Source organism: Deinococcus apachensis DSM 19763, from assembly GCF_000381345.1.
Classification (GTDB): Bacteria; Deinococcota; Deinococci; order Deinococcales; family Deinococcaceae; genus Deinococcus; species Deinococcus apachensis.
In genome coordinates, this window is record NZ_KB906399.1 from 167,982 (window position 1) to 187,527 (window position 19,546).

A 19,546-nucleotide genomic window follows, 5' to 3' on the forward strand; every position below is an offset into this window, starting at 1 on the left:
GCTCAGGCCAGCAGGGGCCGGGCCATCAGGCCATAGGTGCCGGGGCCGACGTGGGCGCCGATGACCGGCCCCATGAGTTGCACCCGGCCCCGGGCGACGTTCAGGCGGCTGGCGTCTATCGCGGCCTTGAGTTCAGCGATGCGGGTGGGGTCGCGCCCCGCGTGCCCGATGGTGACGGCGACGGGATCGCGGCCGAAGCGTTCCTCAAGCTGCGCGAGGATGTCACGTGCAGCCTGGGAGGCCCGCACCCGCCGCACCGGCTGGAGGCGGCCCTCGTCGAAGCGCAGGATGGGCCGCACGCCGAGCATGTTGCCGATCAGGGCCTGAGTGCGCGAGAGGCGGCCGCCCCGCCGCAGGTACTCCAGGGTGGGCACGGTGAATTCGGCGAGGAGGTCCTTCTGCACGGCCTGGATCGCCCCCAGCGCGGCCGCCATGTCGCCGCCCGCGCGGATCGCCTCACACGCCGCGATGGCCGCCTCGGCAAGCGGCAGGGACGCCAGGCCGCTGTCCACGACCTGAATCCGGCTTCCGGCCTTCAGGGCCTGGGCCGCCTGCCGGGCATGTTCCGCCGTGGCCGAGAGCTGCCCGCTGAGGTGGAGGCTGATCACGCCCTCGTGCGTGGCGAGGAGGTCGCGGTAGGTCGCCTCGAAGGCCGCCTGCGTGGCGGGCTGGGTGCTCACCTCGCCGCCCCCCCGCTGGTGGTCGTACACGGCGTCGGGGTCGATGTCCTGCCAATCCAGAAAGGAGCGGCCCCGCAGCAGCACGTGCAGCGGCACGACGCGCAGGCCGAAGTCGCGGGCGACATCGGGGTGAAGATCACAGGTGGAGTCGGTGACGATGGCGAGCATGTGGGGCCACCTTAGACAGCGAGGGCGCACACGATTCTGACAGGAGGCGTGTAGCCTCTGCCCTGGATCGGCCGCGGAACGCACCTGTGAGCGCCGCGCGGAGAGGAGGCCGGTGGTCCTATACTCGGCAGTTATGGCGCCCATTCCAGAAAAGATTGCCGTGCTGTGCCACGTGGGGGCGGGGGGCTCCGGGGTGGTCGCCACCGAGCTGGGGCTCAAGGTCGCCCAAGCCGGGCACGAGGTCCACTTCGTCGGCCCGGCGGTACCGTTCCGGCTCTCGGGGCACCAGGGGGTGGGGGGGCCTTTTTATCACCAGGTGAGCGGCTTCGCCTACGCGCTGTTCGAGCAGCCGTACCCGGAACTCGCGGCGGCGAACACGCTGACGGAAGTCATCCTGGAGCAGGGCGTGAGCCTCACGCACGCGCACTACGCGATTCCGCACGCGACCGCCGCGATCCACGCTCGGGCCATCACCGGGAGAAGCCGCGTCATCACCACCCTGCACGGCACCGACGTGACGCTGGTGGGCGCCGAGCCCGCCTTCCGGCACACGACCCGGCACGCCATCGAGCGCAGCGACCACGTGACGGCGGTGTCGCACTTCCTGGCGGCGCAGACGCGCGAGGTGTTCGACGTGGACCGCGAGATCGAGGTGATTCACAATTTTGTGGACTCGGGGCGTTTCACGCGCGTGACCGACCCCGCCGTGCGCGCCCGCTTCGCGCACCCGGACGAGGCCTTGATTGTGCATGTCTCCAACTTCCGGCCCATCAAACGGGTGGAGGACGTGGTGCAGGTCTTCGCCCGGGTGGCGAGCGAGATTCCCGCCCGGCTGCTGATGGTGGGGGACGGCCCCGAGCGGCCCCGAGCGGTCGAACTCGCCGGGCAGCTCGGCGTTACCGGGCGCACGCACTTCCTGGGCTCGTTCCCGGACGTGCAGACGGTGCTGGGGATCAGCGACCTGTTCCTGCTGCCGTCGTCGCAGGAGAGCTTCGGCCTGGCCGCGCTGGAGGCGATGAGCTGCGAGGTTCCCGTCGTCGCCTCCGACGCGGGCGGCATCCCTGAGGTCGTGGAGGACGGTGTGACCGGCTTCCTCGCCCCGGTCCGCGACGTGGACGCGATGGCCGACGCGGCGCTGCGGATCCTGCGCGACCGCGACCTGTATCTGGCGATGGGCGCGGCGGCCCGGCGGGCGGCCCTCACCCGCTTCCACCCGGACCGGATCGTGCCGCAGTACCTCGCAGCGTACGCGCAGACGGTGGCGGGACAGGTGGTGTGAGGGTCAGCCTTTCACGGTCTCGGTCGGGAGATGCGAGGCGTCGGCCAGCCGCACCGTCTGCCAACTCTCGCCGTCCCAGGTGAGTTCCGACAGGGCGGTATTCACGTGTAGGGTGGCGCGGCTGGCCCAGTTGCTCTGAAAATCGAGTGCCAGCAGTTCGCTCAGCGCCGCGCTGATGGCGACGCCGTGCGTGACCAGGATGAGGGTCTGGCCCGGGCGCAGGTGGGCCTGGATGTGCCGCACGATGCGTTCCGCGACCTCGGAAAAAGACTCGCCGTTCGGAAAACGGAAGTCCGGGTGCCCGCCCAGCCAGCGGGCGAAGTCCTCGGGGTGGGTGCCCTGCAATTCGGTAAAGGTCTGGCCGCCCCAGTCCCCCACATCGATCTCGCGCAGGTCGGGATGCGGGCTGAGGGGGAGGCCGAGTTCGGCAGAGATGGTCTCGGCGGTCTGCACGGCCCGCGGCAGGTCGCTGGTGTGAAGCACGGGCTCGGGAAATCTCATCAGGCCGAGATGGCGGGCGAGCGCGGCAGCCTGGGTCCACCCGGTCGCATTGAGGGAGGTGTTGTCGTGTCCCTGAAAACGACCCTCAGCGTTCTTGGCAGTCTGTCCGTGGCGGATCAGGAGGAGGTGCGTGGGGTCGGTCATGGCTCGCCATTCTGTCACGCCGCGACCCATCAAGTCCCAAGATTTCTGCGGCCACAGCCCACTTTTGTGCTTCCCTACTTGACCTAGGCTGGGGGTAATGCATTTCGACGACCTGCCCGTGCTGCCGACTGCGCCCGGCGTGTACATCTTCCGCAAGGGGGGCACGCCTATCTATATCGGCAAGGCGGTGAACCTGCGCTCCCGAGTGGCGCAGCACTTCAAGGCGGGCGGCAAGAGCGGCAAGTTCACGGCGCTCGCGGACCAGTTGGAATTCATCACTGCGCGCAATGAGGTCGAGGCCCTCATCCTCGAAGCCAACCTCATCAAGCAGCACCGCCCGCACTACAACGTGCTGCTCAAGGACGACAAGCACTACCCCTTCCTGAAGCTGACGAACGAGGATTTCCCAATGCTCGTCGTGACCCGCAGAGTCCTCAAGGACGGGGGCAGTTATTACGGGCCGTACCCGGACGCCTCGGCCGTGCGGCGGGTCAAGCACCTGATCGACACGATGTTCCCACTGCGGAAGAACTCGGGGCTGCCCCTCCAGAAGAAGCCCCGGCCCTGCCTGAACTACCACATGGGGCGCTGCCTGGGGCCGTGCATCGACGCGGCGGACCCGAACGATTACGCGCGGGTGGTGGAGGATGTCAAAGCCTTGCTGGAAGGACGCGCCGCCCCGGTCGTCGCCCGGCTGAAGGAGGACATGAAGGTCGCGGCGAAGGGGCAGGACTTCGAGCAGGCCGCGAGGCTGCGCGACCGGGTGAACGCCGTCGAGAAGCTCTTCGGCACCGAGCAGCACGCCTTTGTCAGTGAGGAGACGGACCTGGACTTCCTGGGGGTCGCGCAGGCGGGCGAGTATGCGATGGTGCAGCTTTTCCGGCTGCGCGGCGGGCGAGTGGTGGGCCGCGACAAGCGCTTCCTGACCGACGCAGAGGGCGGGGGCGACGTGGGCGAGGTGCTGGGCGCCTTTGTGCAGGACTACTACTCACAGGCGACCCACGTGCCGCCGCTGATCCTGCTGCCCGCCGAGTTCGAGGACGCGCCGGTCTGGAGCGCCTTCCTCAGTGAGAAGGCCGGGCACCGGGTCGAGATGCGGACGCCCAAGCGGGGCGACAAGGTGGACCTCGTGGACATGGCGCAGCGCAACGCGCAGAACGGGCTGGAGTCCGAACTCGCGCTGCTGGAGCGGCGGGGCGACCACCCCGGCCTGGACGCGCTGCGGGAGGTGCTGGCACTCCCCGACCGACCCTGGCGGATCGAGGGCTACGACAACTCCAACCTCTTCGGCACGAACATCGTCTCCGGCATGGTCGTGTTCGAGGGCGGGCGGGCGCGGCGGGGCGAACACCGCCGCTTCAAGGTGAAGGGGCTGGACCACCCCGACGATTACACGGCGATGAAGCAGACGATCTCGCGCCGCTTCACGGGCAGCCTGAGCGACAAGCTGCCCCTCCCCGACCTGATCCTGATCGACGGCGGGCGCGGGCAGGTGAACGCGGCGCTGGACGCCCTGAAGGAGGCGGGCATCCAGCTCCCGGTCGTTGGCCTCGCCAAGCGGGAGGAGCGGATCGTCCTGCCGGGGCGGTACGGCGCGCAGTGGTGGCTGGAGGCGGGCACGGAGATCGGCGTGGACCGTGAGTTGCTGCTGCCGCACTCCCACCCGGCCCTGCGGATGCTCATCGGCGTGCGCGACGAGGTCCATAACTATGCGGTGAGCTATCATCGCAAGCTGCGCGGGGAGGCCATGCTCCGCAGCGTGTTCGACGATCTGCCGGGCATCGGCCAGAAACGCAAGGATGCGCTGCTGGAACATTTCACCTCGCTGGAGGACCTGGCAGGGGCGCCGGTCGAACAGATCGCCCGCGTGCCTGGCATGAACCTGCGTGCGGCACAGAGCGTGAAGGATTTCCTGGCGCAGCGGGTGGCGAACGAAGCGCCGGTTTGAGGAGTGGACAGGGCTCAAGGCTGTGCGGCAGTGGGATGACCTTCCACTTCCGACCCGTCCCGCTGCGTTGAGCGGGGCAAGCTGACGCTTGCCACCCCCTCTGCAAGGAGTTCTGCGAGTCCCAGTCTCCCCCACAAGGGGGGGAGGAGGAACAGCGCAAGGCTCTTGCTCTTTAAAACCGTCTCTTGTGGACGGCCCATGCCTGCCCTCAGCTCGCACTCGCACGGCCTTCACCCGCCTTGCTCGCGCAGCGAGACGATGGGCCCACGACTCGGCGAACAGCAAGATCAAACCTTGCGCGTGGAGAAAAGCGACCACGGGCGCGGCGGGCAGGCCACTTGCCGAGCGCAGCGCCGCTCCCCCCTGCCCCCACTGGGGGTAGGGGGGTGGGGGCAAACTGGCCGATCAAACCCCAAAACCCAGTCCAAATCATGCCACCGCAGGCCAAAGAGCACCGCCCCCTCGTCAGCGGAGGGGGCGGTGCTCTACAAAGACACAGCCGATCATGCGGGGCGGACCCGCGGGCGCAGGTGAAGGGCGCTCAACAGGACTTCGAGGCGGGACGGCGCGTGCCGCTCAGGGTGGGCAGCCCGGGCCAGGCGCTCACGCTGGGCCTCGGCGCGGAGAGCTTCGGCGCGATCACGGTGAAGACGAAGGTGCAGCTCAGCGTTGGCAGGATGAAGAGAGGTCATGGTTGCTTTCCTTTCCGCCGCTCGGCACTCCAGCTTCCCGGCTGCCCCCATGGTGCGCCCAGGGACCCTGGCCGGGCATCGGCGGGGTGGCGCAGGCCGCGTGGGCCGAATGGCGGAGGGGCCGCGCGCACCCGGCCTAGAGTGGGGGGGATGCGCCGCCTCCCGCACCTGCTCGCCCGCCACTGGACACGGCTCGCCCTGCTGCTGCTGGGGATTCTCCTGCCCCTGCTGCTGCTCGCCGACCTGACGAAGGATGTGTTCCGGGAGGGGGGCTACCCGTGGGACCGGAGCGTCCTGGCGTGGTACGCCGCGCACCGAACGCCGGAGCTGACGCGCCTGGCGCGGGCGCTCGCGCTGCTGGGGGGCGTGCCACTGCTGCCGCTCGTGACCGCCGCGATCACGCTCGGGCTCGTGCGGGTGGGGGCGCGGGCCCACGCCTGGTTCCTGGCTGCCGCCGTGGGCGGGGCGACCCTGCTGAACGTGCTGGCGAAGGTCATCTTCCAGCGGCCCCGCCCGGACGAACTCGGGGCCGTGCTGGTCGAGCCGGGGTACTCCTTTCCCAGCGGCCACGCGATGAGCAACATGGCCTTCGGCTTCGCCCTCGCTCTGGTGTTCTGGCGCTCGCGGGTGGGGTGGCCCGCCGCGGTGCTGGGGGCGGTGTGGGCACTTGCGGTGGGACTGAGCCGCAACTACCTGGGGGTGCATTACCCCAGCGATGTGCTGGCGGGCTTCGCCGCGTCGGCGGTCTGGGTGACGGGGTTGTACCTGATCCTGGGGCAGCGCTGGCCGCGGCTGCGGCGCTCCCCCAGGGGCGAGCGGGACACGCGCTGAGCCCACCCGGCCGGGCGCCGCTGGAACGTAGTGCAGTCGACCGGCCCCAAGTGTGGCGTGTCGCCCCGCGGACAAGGCAGAGTGAAGGAAGGATATGCTCATAACTGTGTCCGGGGAGGAGCGGTGGACACGCTAGAATGACCTGAATGACTCCTGCTCCCCGGCAAGCCGCCCTGCTCGCCCTCCTGCTCCCGCTGCTGGCCGTCAGCCTGCCGGGAGAGGCGCTGGCCCAGGGCGCGGCCAGGGCGGCCACGCCCCAGTTCAGCGGACCCATCGTGATTCAACGCGGGGGGACGTACCGGGGCAACTGGCAGAGCCTCGACCCCGACAAGTCCGCGGTCCTGATCAAGACCTCGGACCCCGTGATCATTGAGGACTCGGTGATTCAGGGCAAGGGGACCCTCATCAAGAGCGTCTTTCAGGGGGCGCGGGTCACCATCCGGCGCACCAAGGGGATCGCGCTCAACCCGGGCCGCCCGCTTTCCGAGTACCGCTACCCCGGCCGCTTCCTGCACCTGGAGGAATTCAAGAGCGCGGTCGTCGAGAACAACGAGCTGGTGGGCACCTCGGGGATGTACTTCCGCGACTACCGGGGGACGGCGGCGCGCGGCGAGACGATCAAGATTCGCCGCAACCGGGCCAGGAACATCGACGGACGGTACAGCACCGGGCCGAACACCTTTTCCCTCGACCGGGCGCGGCTGGTGCAGTTCGTGCAGTTCAACGGGGTGCAGCGGCTGGCCGGGGCGGAGATCGCCTGGAACGAGGTGATCAACGAGCCGGGCAAGAGCCGCCCCGAGGAGGTCATCTCCATGTTCCTCTCCAGCGGGGTGCCCGACTCGTCCATCCTGATTCACAACAACTACATCCAGGGCGCCTACCCGGCCCGGCCCACCGACGGGCATTACAGCGGCGGCGGCATGAACCTGGCGGACGGCGGCACGAAGAACCTGCGCGACGCCAACGCCTACATCAGGGCGTACCGCAACGTGGTGATCAACACGGGGAATCAGGGCATCGCCATCTCGGCGGGCCACGACATCCAGGCCTACGAGAACCGCATCCTGTCGAGCGGCTACCTGCCCGACGGGCGGCCCATCGGCACCCAGGGGGTGGGGCTGTACGTCTGGGACCTGAACGGGAACCGCAAGCACGGCACCTTCTACAACAACTCGGCGCGGGACAACCTGGTGCGCTGGGAGACCCCGCTGCGCGGCCGAAACAGCACCAACAACTGGTGGTTCCCCGACTGCCCGGCGAGCTGGACGAAAAACGGCGTGACGGTCAAGGGCTGCACCGGCAACCGCGCGCTGCCCACCCGCGTGACCCAGAGCGTGGAGCGGCAGGAGTACGCGAACTGGCTGGCGCGGGTGAAGGCGGCGGGGCTGCGGTTGGGGCTGGGGCTGGACCAGTAGTTCCGTAGTTCCGGCTCTCAGCGGCGCGGCGCCGCCTGGGGGGTCAGAAGTTCGTTCTCGCGGACGAAGGCGAGCAGGAAGCGGGCCATCACGTTCATCTGCGAGCGGTGCTCGCGCAGCGCGCGCAGCTTGCCCTCCTCCTCCCCCTCGGTGAGGTCTAGGCGCTGCCAGGCGAGGTGGCGGCCGCGCGGGGGAATCAGCAGCGGGAGCTGCTCGTGCAGCCCCTTGGGCAGCGGGTACTCCAGGCCGCCGTGGACGATCCAGAAGCGCAGGCGGCTTTCCTGGCCCCTTGCGGTGAGCAGCCGGGTGATGAAGTCACTCGTGGCCCGGTGGTCGGGGTGCGCGTCCCGCACGCTGGGGGCGAGGACCAGATCGGGCTTCACCCGGTCGAGGACCCGCCCCAGGTCGCGTTCCAGTTCGCGGCCCATGTAGGGGGCGCCGGGCGAGAAGGCCTGGGCATAGGGCACCCGGGTGGCGCGGGTGTAGCGCGAGGTGTAAGGCCGGTCGTGGTTCTCGCGCAGGAGGTGGAGCAGGCCCCGGTCGGGGTAGCCCAGGAAGATCAGGTGACTCGGCGGGACATGCAGCGCCGCCATCGCCCGCTGGGCCTCCCCGATGCGCCGCCTGCCGAGCCCGGCGAGGGGGGACCCGGTAGGCCGGGGCGCGTGCTCCAGCAGGAGGGCGTCGAGTTCGAAGCCGTCGCCGCTGGTCAACCAGACCACCCAGACCTGGGCGCCCGCCGCCAGGGCCTGCTGGATGCTCCCCGCACAGCACAGCGTCTCGTCGTCCGGGTGGGGCGAGACGACCAGAACCCGCTGCCCGGCACGGTAGGGTGGGGCAGCGGGGAGGACGGCCACCTCACCCACGGCGCGCGGGTAGAAGAGGCGCAGGGCACCGGTCGCGTTGATGGCGTAAGCGGCGACGAGCAGCAGAATAGCCGTCAGGATCGCGGCGCGCTGGCGAAACACCCCGGTGATCAATCGGCCGCCGCTGCGGGCTCGCCGAGCTGAAAGGCGGCGTGGACGGCGCGGGTGGCCCCCTCGACCTGCGAGCCCTCGATGGCGACACTGATGTTGAGCTCCGAGGACCCCTGGCTGATCATCAGGATGTTCACGTCGCTGCGGGCGAGCGCCCCGAAGAGCCGCGCCGCCACGCCCTTCTGGCCGCGCATCCCCGCCCCCACGATGGCGAGGACGGCCACGCCGGGCTGCTCCTCGACGTTCAGCTCCATCGTCACCGTGCGGCGCAGCGCGGCCAGCGTCCGCCCCGCGTCCACGCTCTGCACCGCGAGCGAGACGTTGCTCATGGAACTCGACTGGGACACCATCAGCAGGGTGATGTTCTCGCGGGCGATGGCGCCAAACAGGCTGGCGACGACGTCCGGCACGCCGAGGACACCCGCGCCCGTCACGTTGATCAGGCTGACTTGGCGGATGGCGGTGACGGCCTTGACGGGGTGCCCGGTCTCGTTGTGGGCGGCCTCCTGCACCAGCGTGCCGGGGAAATCGGGGTCGGCCGCACTCTTGACCCGCAGGGGGATGCCGCTCTCACGCAGGGGCGTGACCGCCAGGGGGTGAAGGACCTTGGCGCCGAAGTAGGCGAGTTCCATCACCTCGCCGTAGCTCAGGACCTCGATGTTGCGGGCATCTTTCACCACCCGGGGGTCGGCGCTCATCACGCCGTCCACGTCCTTCCAGGCCCAGACCTCATCGGCGCCGAGCGCCTTGCCGATGATCGTGGCCGAGAAATCGGTGCCGCCGCGGCCCAGGGTGGTGATCGTGCCGTCCTCGGTCTCGCCCATGAAGCCCGCCACGACGGGCGTGACCCCTGCGTCGAGCACGGCGCCCAAGCGGTCGCGGATGCGCGCGTAGGTGCCGGGGAGGGGCCGGGCGTTGCCGAAGTGGGCGTCCGTCGTGATGCCCGCCTGCCCGCCGGTGAGGTGGTGGGCGCGCAGGCCCTGGCCCTCCAGCGCGAGAGTCATCAGGGGCGCGCTGAGGCGCTCGCCGAAGGCCACGATGAGGTCGCGGCTCCTGGGGGTGAGTTCGCGCAACAGGTAGACGCCGTAGATGGCCTGGCGCAACGTCTCGTGCAGCTCGCGGATCTCGCGCACCGCGGCGGAGTCGGGCGCGGCGCCGAGTTCCTGCGCCGCCGCGAAGTGGCGGGTCCGCATCGCCGCGATCTCGTCGTTGGCCGCCGCGATGTCCCCGCCCTGGGCGGCGTCGGCGAGCCGCAGCAGCCCGTTCGTGACCCCGGCCATCGCGGAGACGACCACGACCACCCTCACGCCTTCCCTGATGCTCCGCGCCGCGAGGGTCGCGCTGTGGCGGATCGCCGCCGCGTCCTGCATGTTGGTGCCGCCGAACTTCATCACGAGGAGCGCATACGCCATGGGCCACAGTATGACGCCCGCTCCCGGGGACCGGAACGGGCGTCTGGGCAGGGGGCGCGGCTCAGGGCGGGGCGGTGGTATGGGCGTGCTCCCCGTGCGTGGGCGGAGAGGTGGTGCCCAGCGCGGCGGACACGCCCAGCACACCCAGCAGCAGCAGCGTCTCCAGGGCGAGGTGGCGGCGCACGGCCCGCCCCCGGGCAAAGGCGCGGCGCACGAGCACGGCGGCAAGCAGGGTGAGGGCCGCCACGCCCAGCTTGACGAGCAGGGTCCGCCCGTACAGGCTCTCCGGAAGCGCGAGGAGGTTTCCGGCGTGCCGCACGGTGAGCAGGATGCCCGTGCCCACCAGAAGGGCCACGCAGGTCAGGGCGACGGGCGTGAAGCGCCGAGCGAGGGCGGGGGTGGGCCCGGGTACGGTCAGCAGGGCCAGAACCCCGCCCAGCCACACGCCCATCGCCCCCACGTGCAGGACGGTGAGAACCCGGGTGCCGGGGCCGTGCGACCCGCCGTGCCCCTCCCCCGCCACCCCCCACAGGAAGAGGGCGGCGGGCAGAACTGACAACCATCCGGGCCAGCCGGACAGCTCGGCGGCGAGGAGGAGCGCCCCCCCCATCACCGCCGTTAGGGCGGCGCGGCCCGGCGCGGTCGTCGTGACGTAGGCGAGCACGTCCGGGAAGGTCAGGAAGCCGAGGTCGCTCAGCGTCCAGCCGACCTCCAGCGCCGCCCCCAGCACCAGCAGCGCGAACCCCAGCGCCAGCCAGCCCGGACGGGGATGGGCGGGCGTGAACGCGCGGCGGGCGAAGGCGCCCCCGACCAGGAGCAGCGTGCCCAGCGCGGTCAGGAACCCGGCGGCGGCCAGGGCGGGGAGCATGGGTCGCGGCTCAGCCCACCCGGAAGACGGAATGCCCGCTGACCGGGTGCCCGTCATCCGAGAGGATGTGCCAGACGATGAGGTAGGCGCCGGGTTTCAGACCCGCGTGTAGCGGCAGCCGGACACGGGCGGCCATCCCGGTCAACTTCGGTGCCGTGTCGGCCCGCATGGCCGCGTCGTCCTTGCGGGCGAGGGCGGCAGCGACCGTCTTCTCCACGTCCGCCCCGGCGGGCAGGGGCACCACCTTGAAGGTCGAGAAGCGCAGGTTGATGGGCTCGTCGAAGGTCAGCGTGACGGTTTTGAGGGCGGTCACCCGGGCATTTGCGGCGGGCGTCACCGAGGTCACCTCGGTGTGGGCGAGCGCGGAGCCCAGCGTCAGGGCGGCGATCAGGGGGAGCAGAAAGCGCATGGGAGTCCTTTCGGGAGGGGAGGGCGCGGGACCTCTCCCCCGGGCATTTACTTGACGGTGGTCTTGCTTGCGGGCGTCTTCTCGGGGTCGGTGTCGTCCCAGGCGACGACCGAGCCGTCCGCGTAGGTCTGGTACACCTTCCAGCTCAGGGTGCCCGCCTGTTCCGGGTTGCGCGCCTGGAAGAAGAAGCGGGCGTATTCCATCGGCGCGATACGCCCCCGCCAGGTCACCTCGGTCACCAGCCCGGCGTCGTTGAGCTTGACTGTGCGGGTGAAGCCGGGCATGACCTGGAAGCGGGTGATCGTCAGGCCCGCCGGGACGACGAGGCGAACCTGAGTGGTGGCGACCTCTTTTTCGGTGGGGACGCCCAGGCGGTAGGTCTCGGAGGCGCTGGCCTTGCTCTCGGCGAGGCCCGTCTCGGTGCGAACCGTGGCGTGTGCGGCAGCGACGGGCAGGAGCAGGGCGAGGAAGAGGGGCAGGCAACGGCGGAACTGGGGCATGAATTCTCCAGTGGGTGAGCGGGAGGTCGGCGCCCGTGGAAAGGGCGTCCCTCGGAAGGTCGGATTGGGTGCGGGACTTCAGGCCGACGCGCGGGGTGGGGCGCGGGCGTCCGCGTGGGCCGCGAAGGCGTGTGCGGCACGAGGCGCGGGCGGCAGGGTATGAGCCAGGCGCTCCACCCCGGGAGGCACGGGGAGGGACGCCTGCGGCACATCGGAAAAGGCCCCGGTCAGGCAGAACAGGCAGTGGGCGTCGTGGGTCATTCCCGGAGGGGACCCAGGCCCGGGCGTCATGCTGCCGCACGAATCCTCGTGATGAGCCTGGACACCCATCGGCGACAGGTCGGGCAGGCTCCGTAGCGGGTAAGCCAGCCCCGCGACCAGCGTCAGCAGCGCGGCCAGCAGTCGCACGCGGCGGGTCCAGCGCAGGGGGGGCACGGGCGCATTGTAGGGCGCAAGGGCGGGGACACGGCTCCCAGCGCCCCCATTCCATTCACCCTTCCTTTGGTGTCCAGAACACACCAAGGCACAGGAGGCGGAGGTGGGTTACATTTGTGGTTGGTGGCGTGCCCGCGAGGGGCGGGCGACCGCAGGTTCACGAGGAGGCACAGAAATGAAGGTAGGCATCAACGGCTTCGGCCGCATCGGGCGTCTGGTGTTCCGCAACCTGGTCGAGCGCGGCGTGGAGGTCGTGGCGATCAATGACCTGACCGACAACAAGACGCTGGCGACCCTGCTGAAGTACGACTCGACTGCCGGACGCTTTCCCGGCACGGTCGAGTACGACGAGGAGGCCCTCACCGTGAACGGCCAGCGCATCGCCGCGCTCGCCGAGCGTGACCCGGCCGCGATTCCGTGGGGCGAGATGGGGGCCGACATCGTGATCGAGTCGACCGGCATCTTCACCGACCGCGAGGGCGCGAGCAAGCACCTCCAGGGCGGCGCGAAGAAGGTCATCATCACCGCGCCCGCCAAGAACGAGGACTTCGCCGTCGTTCTTGGCGTGAACGAGCAGGATTACGATCCCAAGAACCACAACATCATCTCCAACGCGAGTTGCACGACCAACAGCCTGGGCGCCCCCATGAAGATCCTCGACGAGGCCTTCGGCATCGAGAAGGCGATCATGACGACCGTCCACTCGTACACGAACGACCAGCGCGTGCTGGACCTGCCGCACAAGGACCTGCGCCGCGCCCGCGCCGCCGCGATCAACATCATCCCGACGAGCACGGGGGCGGCCAAGGCGGTCTCGCAGGTGTACCCCAAGCTCAAGGGCAAGTTCGACGGCACCTCGCTGCGCGTGCCCACCCCGGTCGGCTCGATCAGCGACGTGGTAGTCATCCTGGGCCGCGACGTGACCGCGCAGGAGGTCAATGACGTGTTCCGCCAGGCCGCCGAGGGCCAGTACAGGAACATCATCCGGTACACCGAGGACCCCATCGTCCTTCAGGACATCGTGGGTGACCCGCACTCCGCGATCATCGACGGTGGCCTCACGATGGCGATGGGCAACCTGGTGAAGTTCTTCTCCTGGTACGACAACGAGTGGGGCTACTCCAACCGCATCGCCGACCTCGTGCAACTGGTGCAGGAAAAGGGCGTCTAAGAAGCTGTCAGCCGTCAGCCGTCAGTTTTCAGCGATTACGGCTGACGGCTGACGGCTGATCGCTGATCACCCAAGGAGGAACCATGCGAACCCTCGATCAACTGGACACCCGGGGCAAACGCGTTCTGGTGCGCGTCGATTACAACGTGCCCGTCAAGGACGGCGCGGTGCAGGACGACACGCGGATCACGGCGAGTCTGCCCACCCTGGAGCGGCTGCTGGACGGCGGCGCTTCCGTGGTGCTGATGAGCCACTTCGGGCGGCCCAAGGGCGGGCCGGAGGAGAAGTACAGCCTGCGGCCGGTCGCCCCCGTACTGGAGCGAGCCCTTAAACGCGACGTGCGCTTCATCGGCTCGCTGCCGTCGAGCGAGGAGACGCTGCGGGAGGTGCAGGAACTGCAGTCCGGCGAGGTCGCCCTGCTGGAGAACGTGCGCTTCGAGGCGGGCGAGGAGAAGAACGACCCGGAGCTCGCGCGGAGGCTCGCGCAGTTGGGGGACGCCTTCGTGCTGGACGCTTTCGGGAGCGCGCACCGGGCACACGCCTCTGTGAGTGGCGTGGCGCAATATCTACCGCACGCGGCGGGCCTGCTCCTCGAGACTGAGGTGGAGGCGCTCTCGCGCTTGCTGGAAAACCCGGCGCGGCCCTACGTCGTCATCATCGGCGGGGCGAAGGTCAGCGACAAGATCAAGGTGATCGAGAACCTGCTGCCGCGCGTGGACCGCATGCTGATCGGCGGCGGGATGGCCTACACCTTCATCAAGAGCCAGGGCGGCCAGATCGGCGACTCCATCCACGAGGATGACCAGCTTGACCTCGCCCGGAGGTTGCTGAGCGAGTACGGCGAGAAGATCATGCTCCCGGTGGACGTGATCGCCGCCGACCGCTTCGCGGAGGACGCGCAGACCCGGGTTGTGCCCAGCAACGCCATTCCCGACGGCTGGCAGGGGCTGGACGCGGGGCCGGAGACGGTGCGGACGTATACCGAGGCCCTTCAAGGCGCGAAGACGGTGTTCTGGAACGGGCCTCTCGGCGTGTTCGAGTTCCCGGCCTTCGCGGGGGGCACGAACGCGATTGCCCAGGCGGTCGCGGAGTTGGGCGACGGCGCCTATACCGTGATCGGCGGCGGCGACTCCGTCAGCGCGATCAACAAGAGCGGGCAGGCCGACCGGGTCAGCCACATCAGCACGGGCGGCGGGGCCAGCCTGGAACTGCTGGAAGGCCGGACGCTGCCGGGCGTGGAAGCGATGAAGTGAGAACGGGCAGCCGTCAGAACCAAAAGCAATTACTGCGCCCTTTGTGAAAGCCGTTTGCTGCCCGCTTGCAGGAGAAACCATGACCAAGCCGAGAACGCTGCTCGCTCTCAACTGGAAGATGAACAAGACGCCGATGGAGGCCAAAGCCTGGGCGCGGGAACTCGCGCACGGCTACAGGCGCGGCGACACTGAACTCGCGGTGATGGCCCCCGCCATCGATCTGCCGGGACTGAAAGAGACGTTGCCCGGCGGGGTGGACGTGGGCGCGCAGGACGTGTCGCAGCACGAGTCGGGCGCGTACACGGGCGAGATCAGCGCGGCGATGCTGCGCGAGGTGAACGCGACCTACGTGATCGTCGGGCACTCCGAGCGGCGGCAGTACCACAGCGAGACGGACGCGGTGGTGGCGGCCAAGGCGCGGCAGGCACAGGCGCATCTGCTCACGCCTATCGTCTGCGTGGGCGAGAGCCTGGACGTGCGCGAGCGCGGGGAGCACGTCAACTTCACCCTGGACCAGCTCCGGGCCAGCACGGAGGGTGTGGGGCCGGAACTCGTCGTCGCCTATGAACCCGTCTGGGCCATCGGTACGGGCAGGACCGCGACCGCCGGGGACGCGGAGGAGATGGCCGCCGCGATCCGCGGGGCGCTGGAGGGGCTGTACGGCTCGGCAGCCGGGAGCATCCGCGTCCTGTACGGCGGCAGCGTGAAGCCGGACAATATCGCCTCCATCTGCGCCCAGCCGAACGTGAACGGCGCGCTGGTGGGCGGCGCGAGCCTGAACGTGGCGGACGTGATCGGGATGAACGACGCCCTGAAGTGAGCGAGGTCGGCTCTCCCCCACCCTGGGCTCGGGGTGGGGTCTTCTTTTGGGCCTTCGTCGGCGGGCTGCCTCCACCCCCTCCCCTATAATTCCGCTCGTGACCGCGACGGATACTTATGTAACTATCAACGACCTGAAGGCGCACGTGGGCGAGACCGTCAACGTGAACGCCTGGCTGACCGACAAGAGCGGCAAGGGGAAAATCCAGTTTCTGAAACTGCGCGACGGCACCGGCTTCGTGCAGGCGACCGTCTTCAAGAACGACGTGACCGAGGAGGTCTTCGAGGCGGCGAGGCGGCTCTCGCAGGAGCAGGCCGTCCGGGTGACGGGCGAGGTGCGCGCGGACGAGCGGGCGCCCGGCGGGGTGGAACTCGCGGTGCGGGACCTCGCGCCCTACCCGGAGAACGGCGGCGAGTACCCGATCACGCCCAAGGAACACGGCATCGAGTTCCTGCTCGACCACCGGCACCTGTGGCTGCGGCACCGCCGCCCGTGGGCCGTGCTTCGGGTGCGCGACTGCGTGCAGCGGGCCATCGTGGACTTCTTCCACGGGGAGGGCTTCGTGCGCTTTGACGCCCCCTTCTTCACGCCGAACGCGGCGGAGGGCACGACGGAACTGTTCGAGATCGACCTCTTCGGGGAGGACAAGGCATATCTGAGCCAGACGGGACAACTGCACGCCGAGGCGGGCGCCCTCGCCTTCGGCAAGGTGTACACCTTCGGGCCGACCTTCCGCGCCGAGAAGAGCAAGACGCGGCGACACCTGCTGGAGTTCTGGATGGTGGAGCCGGAAGTTGCGCCGAGCGACCACGTCGAGAACATGGCCCTTCAGGAACGGTTCGTGAGCTTTATCGTGCGCCGTGTGCTGGAGGAGTGTGGGACCGAGCTGGAGACGCTGGGCCGCGACCTGTCGAGACTGCGCCCCGCCGCCGAGGGGAACTACCCGCGCGTGACCTACACCGAGGCGCTGGAGATCATCCGGCAGCACATCGAGGACGGCGACCTGCCGCCGAACGTGCAATCGGACGTGCAATCCGTCGAGTGGGGGGACGACTTAGGCGCCCCGCACGAGACGATCCTGGGGTATCACTTCGACCGCCCGGTGATCGTCGAACGGTACCCGGCGGCGATCAAGGCGTTCTACATGCAGCCCGACCCCCAGGACCCGCGCCTGGCCCTGTGCGACGACATGATCGCCCCCGAGGGCTACGGCGAGATCATCGGCGGCTCGCAGCGTATCCACGACTACGACCTGCTGCGGTCGCGCATCGAGCACGAGGGCCTGCCTCTGGAGGCGTTCGAGTGGTATCTCGACCTGCGCCGCTTCGGCAGCGTGCCGCACGCGGGCTTCGGGATGGGGCTGGAACGGGTGATCGCCTGGATCACCGGGATCGACCACATCCGCGAGGCGATCCCCTTCCCGCGAATGCTGACGCGCATGGCGCCCTGACACCTCTCGCCTGAGCCGGGTTTCCAGCCCGGCTTCGCTGTTCCACTCCTAGTGATTTTATTCGCATTTGTCACTGTTCGTGAAACTTTTATTTCGTCTTGTTCCGCTGTCTACGCTAGAGTGCCGCTATGATCGCGTATTGCGAGGTGAGCGCGTTCACCGACACGCCGGGGCACGGCAACCGGGCGGGCGTCGTGCTGGACGCCGGGGGGCTGTCGGAGGCGGAGATGCAGGCCCTCGCCGCGTTTCTGGACGCGCCCGAGACGGTCTTCGTGACCCGGATGGGGGACGGGGCGGTGCGGGTGCGGTACTTCACGCCCACGCAGGAGATCGACTTCTGCGGACACGCGACGGTCGCCCTGGGGCTGCGGCTGGCGCAGAACGGGCACTGGGCGGATGGCCCGCTCGTGCTGGAGACGCTGGTCGGCCGCATTCCCCTCACGCTGGAATCGGACTCGGGCACGCCCACGCGGGTGTGGATGAAGCAGCGGGGGATGGAAAGCCGCTCGGTGGAGCGGACCCTGCGGCGCGAACTCGCCGACGCGCTGGGCATCGACGAGCGGATGATTCACCGGGGGCTACCCCTCGCGGCGGCGAGTACGGGCCTGTGGAGCGTCTTCGTGCCGCTGGTGGACCCGGTGATTCTGGACGGGCTGGAACCGGACCTCACCCGTGTCCACGCCCTGAGTGACGTGCTCGGCGTGTGCAGCGTGTACGCCTACGCGCCGATGGGCGTCAACCGCTTCGCCGCCCGTGATTTCGCCCCCGCCGTCGGCATCCCCGAGGACCCAGTGACGGGCAGCGCGGCGGGCGCGCTCCTCGCCCTGCTGGCGCGCGAGGGCCGCCTGCCCGTGCGGGGCGACCGGGCGACGGGCGTGGTGTACCAGGGCCACACGCTCGGCACCCCCGGCGAGGTGGAGGTCGAGGTGACGCTCGCCGGGCAAGTCGTGCAGGAGGTCCGGGTGGGGGGCCGGGCCGCCCTCGACCGCGAGGGTTACTGGACGCCGCGTGGCTGAGGGCAGCTTCTGGGCGCAGGCCGGATACCAGGTGCAGCTGGAATGGGGCGAGGCGGGCGTGACCCACCTCGCCCCGCTCGCGGCTGCGGTGGTGGTCGTGGACGTGCTGTCCTTTTCGACCTGCGTGGATGTGGCTACGGCGCGCGGCGCGGTGGTGCTGCCGTTTCGCAGGCGGGACGCGCGGGCGGCGGCCTTCGCCGGGGAAAGTGGGGCGCGGCTGGCAGGGGAGCGCAGGTCGGGTGGGCCTTCCCTCTCCCCCACGTCGCTGCTGGGCTTGCGGGCGGGCGAGCGGCTGGTCCTCCCCTCGCCCAACGGGGCTACGCTCTGCACGCAGGCCCAGGAGGCGGGCGGCGCGGCGGTGTACGCGGCTTGCCTGCGGAACGCGGCGGCGGTGGCCGAAGTCCTGAAGGAACGCCACGAGCGCGTGCTGATCGTCCCGGCTGGGGAACGCTGGCCGGACGGCACCCTGCGGCCCGCGCTGGAGGACCTGCTGGGCGCAGGCGCGGTGGTGGAGGCGCTGGGGCTCTCCCCTTCTCCCGAGGCGGTCGGGGCCAGGGCCGTCTTCCGCGAGTTGCGGGGGCGGTTACCGGAGGTGCTGGCGGGCTGCGCTTCTGGAGTGGAGTTGACCCAGCGCGGCTTTCCGGAGGACATGGCGCTGGCGGCGGAACTGAACGTGAGCCGCGCCGTGCCCGTCCTGCGGGGCGATGCATTCATGGATGTGGCGGGCTGACCCCGGAGGCGTACACTGCCCCGGTGCTTGGCCTGATCTGTGTGGATGTGGACGGAACGCTCGTGGGCACCGGAAACGTGGTGCGGGAGGACGTGTGGGCCGCCCTGGCGGACGCGCGCTCAAGGGGTGTGCGGATCGCGCTGTGCAGTGGGCGGCCCGCCTTTGGCAACGCGCTCGCCTATGCGCGGCGGCTGGACCCGGACGGCTGGCACATCTTCCAGAACGGCGCCTCCATCGTGAATGTGGGCAGCGGCGCGAGCCTGTCCGAACCGCTACCGGTGGAGCCGCTGGAGGAATTGCTCGTCCGAGCCCGCGCCACAGGGCGGTTGCTGGAGGTGTACACCGACAACGAATACGGGGTGACCTGCCCCGGTGACCTCGCCCGGCGGCACGCGGAACTCCTCGGCGTGCCCTTCGTCCCGCGCGACCCGGAGGCGCTGATCGGCACACGCGTCCGGGCGCAGTGGGTGGTGCCGCTCGCAGAGTCGCCAGCGGTGCAGGCCGAACCTCACCCCGGCCTGGACCTCCACCCGGCGGGCAGCCCGGTGATGCCCGACACAATGTTTATCAGCGTGACCCGCGCGGGGATCGGCAAGGGCAGCGCCGTGGCGCGGGTGGCCGCCGAGTACGGGGTACCCCTGGAACGCACCATGATGGTCGGCGACGGCCACAACGACGTGACCGCTATGCGCGAGGTCGGTTACCCAGTGGCGATGGGCAACGCCGACGCGGAGGCGCGGGCGGCTGCGCGTTACCACGTCGGTCATGTGGACGATGGTGGACTGGCGGAAGCGGTGCGGCTGGCGTTGACGTTGTAGAGAGGAGCGTCCTCTGGCCTGCGGGCCTGCCC

At 69.8% G+C, this 19,546-nt stretch carries 20 protein-coding genes; 11 read left to right on the forward strand and 9 right to left on the reverse strand.

Going from position 1 to position 19,546, the window contains the following annotated elements:
* Positions 1 to 2 precede the first annotated feature (2 nt).
* A complete protein-coding gene (locus F784_RS0105335) occupies positions 3 to 848 on the reverse strand; it encodes a DegV family protein (RefSeq protein ID WP_019585680.1) in 846 nt (281 codons plus the stop codon).
* 133 nt (positions 849 to 981) lie between these two features.
* On the opposite strand from F784_RS0105335, the gene bshA reads away from it, so the two are divergent.
* Entirely contained in the window at positions 982 to 2,127 is a 1,146-nt protein-coding gene (bshA, locus tag F784_RS0105340) for an N-acetyl-alpha-D-glucosaminyl L-malate synthase BshA (RefSeq protein WP_019585681.1), read from the forward strand.
* 3 nt (positions 2,128 to 2,130) lie between these two features.
* On the opposite strand, the gene F784_RS0105345 is transcribed toward bshA, so the two are convergent.
* Positions 2,131 to 2,772: a histidine phosphatase family protein gene (locus F784_RS0105345; RefSeq protein WP_019585682.1), complete on the reverse strand. Its 642-nt coding sequence runs from the start codon at positions 2,770 to 2,772 to the stop codon at positions 2,131 to 2,133.
* A 97-nt stretch (positions 2,773 to 2,869) separates the two neighbouring features.
* Between F784_RS0105345 and uvrC the strand changes: the two genes are divergently transcribed.
* Positions 2,870 to 4,720 carry an excinuclease ABC subunit UvrC gene (gene uvrC, locus F784_RS0105350; protein WP_019585683.1) on the forward strand — a complete coding sequence of 617 codons (1,851 nt, stop codon included), beginning with the start codon at positions 2,870 to 2,872 and terminating at the stop codon, positions 4,718 to 4,720.
* Between the two features lie 503 nt (positions 4,721 to 5,223).
* Here the strand turns inward: uvrC and F784_RS25980 are convergent.
* Positions 5,224 to 5,412, reverse strand: a complete 189-nt coding sequence (locus tag F784_RS25980) for a hypothetical protein (RefSeq protein WP_157465030.1) — start codon at positions 5,410 to 5,412, stop codon at positions 5,224 to 5,226.
* A 150-nt stretch (positions 5,413 to 5,562) separates the two neighbouring features.
* On the opposite strand from F784_RS25980, the gene F784_RS0105355 reads away from it, so the two are divergent.
* Positions 5,563 to 6,243 carry a phosphatase PAP2 family protein gene (locus F784_RS0105355; protein WP_019585684.1) on the forward strand — a complete coding sequence of 227 codons (681 nt, stop codon included), beginning with the start codon at positions 5,563 to 5,565 and terminating at the stop codon, positions 6,241 to 6,243.
* Positions 6,244 to 6,389: 146 nt separating this feature from the next.
* Entirely contained in the window at positions 6,390 to 7,658 is a 1,269-nt protein-coding gene (locus F784_RS0105360) for a hypothetical protein (protein ID WP_019585685.1), read from the forward strand.
* A 17-nt stretch (positions 7,659 to 7,675) separates the two neighbouring features.
* Here the strand turns inward: F784_RS0105360 and F784_RS0105365 are convergent, their stop codons facing one another.
* The 6 genes from F784_RS0105365 to F784_RS0105390 form a co-directional block, all read right to left on the reverse strand.
* On the reverse strand, positions 7,676 to 8,635 hold the full coding sequence (locus F784_RS0105365) for a PIG-L deacetylase family protein (RefSeq protein WP_019585686.1): 960 nt from the start codon (positions 8,633 to 8,635) through the stop codon (positions 7,676 to 7,678).
* Positions 8,632 to 10,044 carry an aspartate kinase gene (locus F784_RS0105370; RefSeq protein ID WP_019585687.1) on the reverse strand — a complete coding sequence of 471 codons (1,413 nt, stop codon included), beginning with the start codon at positions 10,042 to 10,044 and terminating at the stop codon, positions 8,632 to 8,634. Before F784_RS0105370 ends, F784_RS0105365 begins: the two co-directional genes overlap by 4 nt.
* A gap of 61 nt (positions 10,045 to 10,105) precedes the next feature.
* Entirely contained in the window at positions 10,106 to 10,912 is an 807-nt protein-coding gene (locus tag F784_RS0105375) for a CopD family protein (RefSeq protein WP_019585688.1), read from the reverse strand.
* A 10-nt stretch (positions 10,913 to 10,922) separates the two neighbouring features.
* Positions 10,923 to 11,321, reverse strand: a complete 399-nt coding sequence (locus F784_RS0105380) for a copper resistance CopC family protein (protein ID WP_019585689.1) — start codon at positions 11,319 to 11,321, stop codon at positions 10,923 to 10,925.
* A gap of 47 nt (positions 11,322 to 11,368) precedes the next feature.
* Positions 11,369 to 11,821 (reverse strand): DUF1775 domain-containing protein, encoded by a 453-nt coding sequence (locus F784_RS0105385; protein WP_019585690.1) that lies wholly within the window; start codon positions 11,819 to 11,821, stop codon positions 11,369 to 11,371.
* Positions 11,822 to 11,899: 78 nt separating this feature from the next.
* Positions 11,900 to 12,256: a DUF2946 family protein gene (locus tag F784_RS0105390; protein WP_019585691.1), complete on the reverse strand. Its 357-nt coding sequence runs from the start codon at positions 12,254 to 12,256 to the stop codon at positions 11,900 to 11,902.
* A gap of 175 nt (positions 12,257 to 12,431) precedes the next feature.
* On the opposite strand from F784_RS0105390, the gene gap reads away from it, so the two are divergent.
* From gap to F784_RS0105425, 7 genes are all read left to right on the forward strand, one after another.
* Complete coding sequence (gene gap, locus F784_RS0105395) at positions 12,432 to 13,427, forward strand: type I glyceraldehyde-3-phosphate dehydrogenase (protein ID WP_019585692.1); 996 nt, start codon at positions 12,432 to 12,434, stop codon at positions 13,425 to 13,427.
* An 83-nt stretch (positions 13,428 to 13,510) separates the two neighbouring features.
* Positions 13,511 to 14,680 (forward strand): phosphoglycerate kinase, encoded by a 1,170-nt coding sequence (locus tag F784_RS0105400; RefSeq protein ID WP_019585693.1) that lies wholly within the window; start codon positions 13,511 to 13,513, stop codon positions 14,678 to 14,680.
* A gap of 79 nt (positions 14,681 to 14,759) precedes the next feature.
* Positions 14,760 to 15,500, forward strand: coding sequence for a triose-phosphate isomerase (gene tpiA / locus F784_RS0105405; RefSeq protein WP_019585694.1), 741 nt, complete (start codon positions 14,760 to 14,762; stop codon positions 15,498 to 15,500).
* A gap of 97 nt (positions 15,501 to 15,597) precedes the next feature.
* A complete protein-coding gene (gene asnS, locus F784_RS0105410; RefSeq protein ID WP_019585695.1) occupies positions 15,598 to 16,950 on the forward strand; it encodes an asparagine--tRNA ligase in 1,353 nt (450 codons plus the stop codon).
* A gap of 128 nt (positions 16,951 to 17,078) precedes the next feature.
* A complete protein-coding gene (locus tag F784_RS0105415) occupies positions 17,079 to 17,966 on the forward strand; it encodes a PhzF family phenazine biosynthesis isomerase (protein WP_019585696.1) in 888 nt (295 codons plus the stop codon).
* A complete protein-coding gene (locus tag F784_RS0105420; RefSeq protein ID WP_019585697.1) occupies positions 17,959 to 18,696 on the forward strand; it encodes a 2-phosphosulfolactate phosphatase in 738 nt (245 codons plus the stop codon). The genes F784_RS0105415 and F784_RS0105420 overlap by 8 nt, the downstream gene beginning before the upstream one ends.
* 23 nt (positions 18,697 to 18,719) lie before the next feature.
* Positions 18,720 to 19,514 carry a Cof-type HAD-IIB family hydrolase gene (locus F784_RS0105425; RefSeq protein WP_019585698.1) on the forward strand — a complete coding sequence of 265 codons (795 nt, stop codon included), beginning with the start codon at positions 18,720 to 18,722 and terminating at the stop codon, positions 19,512 to 19,514.
* Positions 19,515 to 19,546 lie beyond the last annotated feature (32 nt).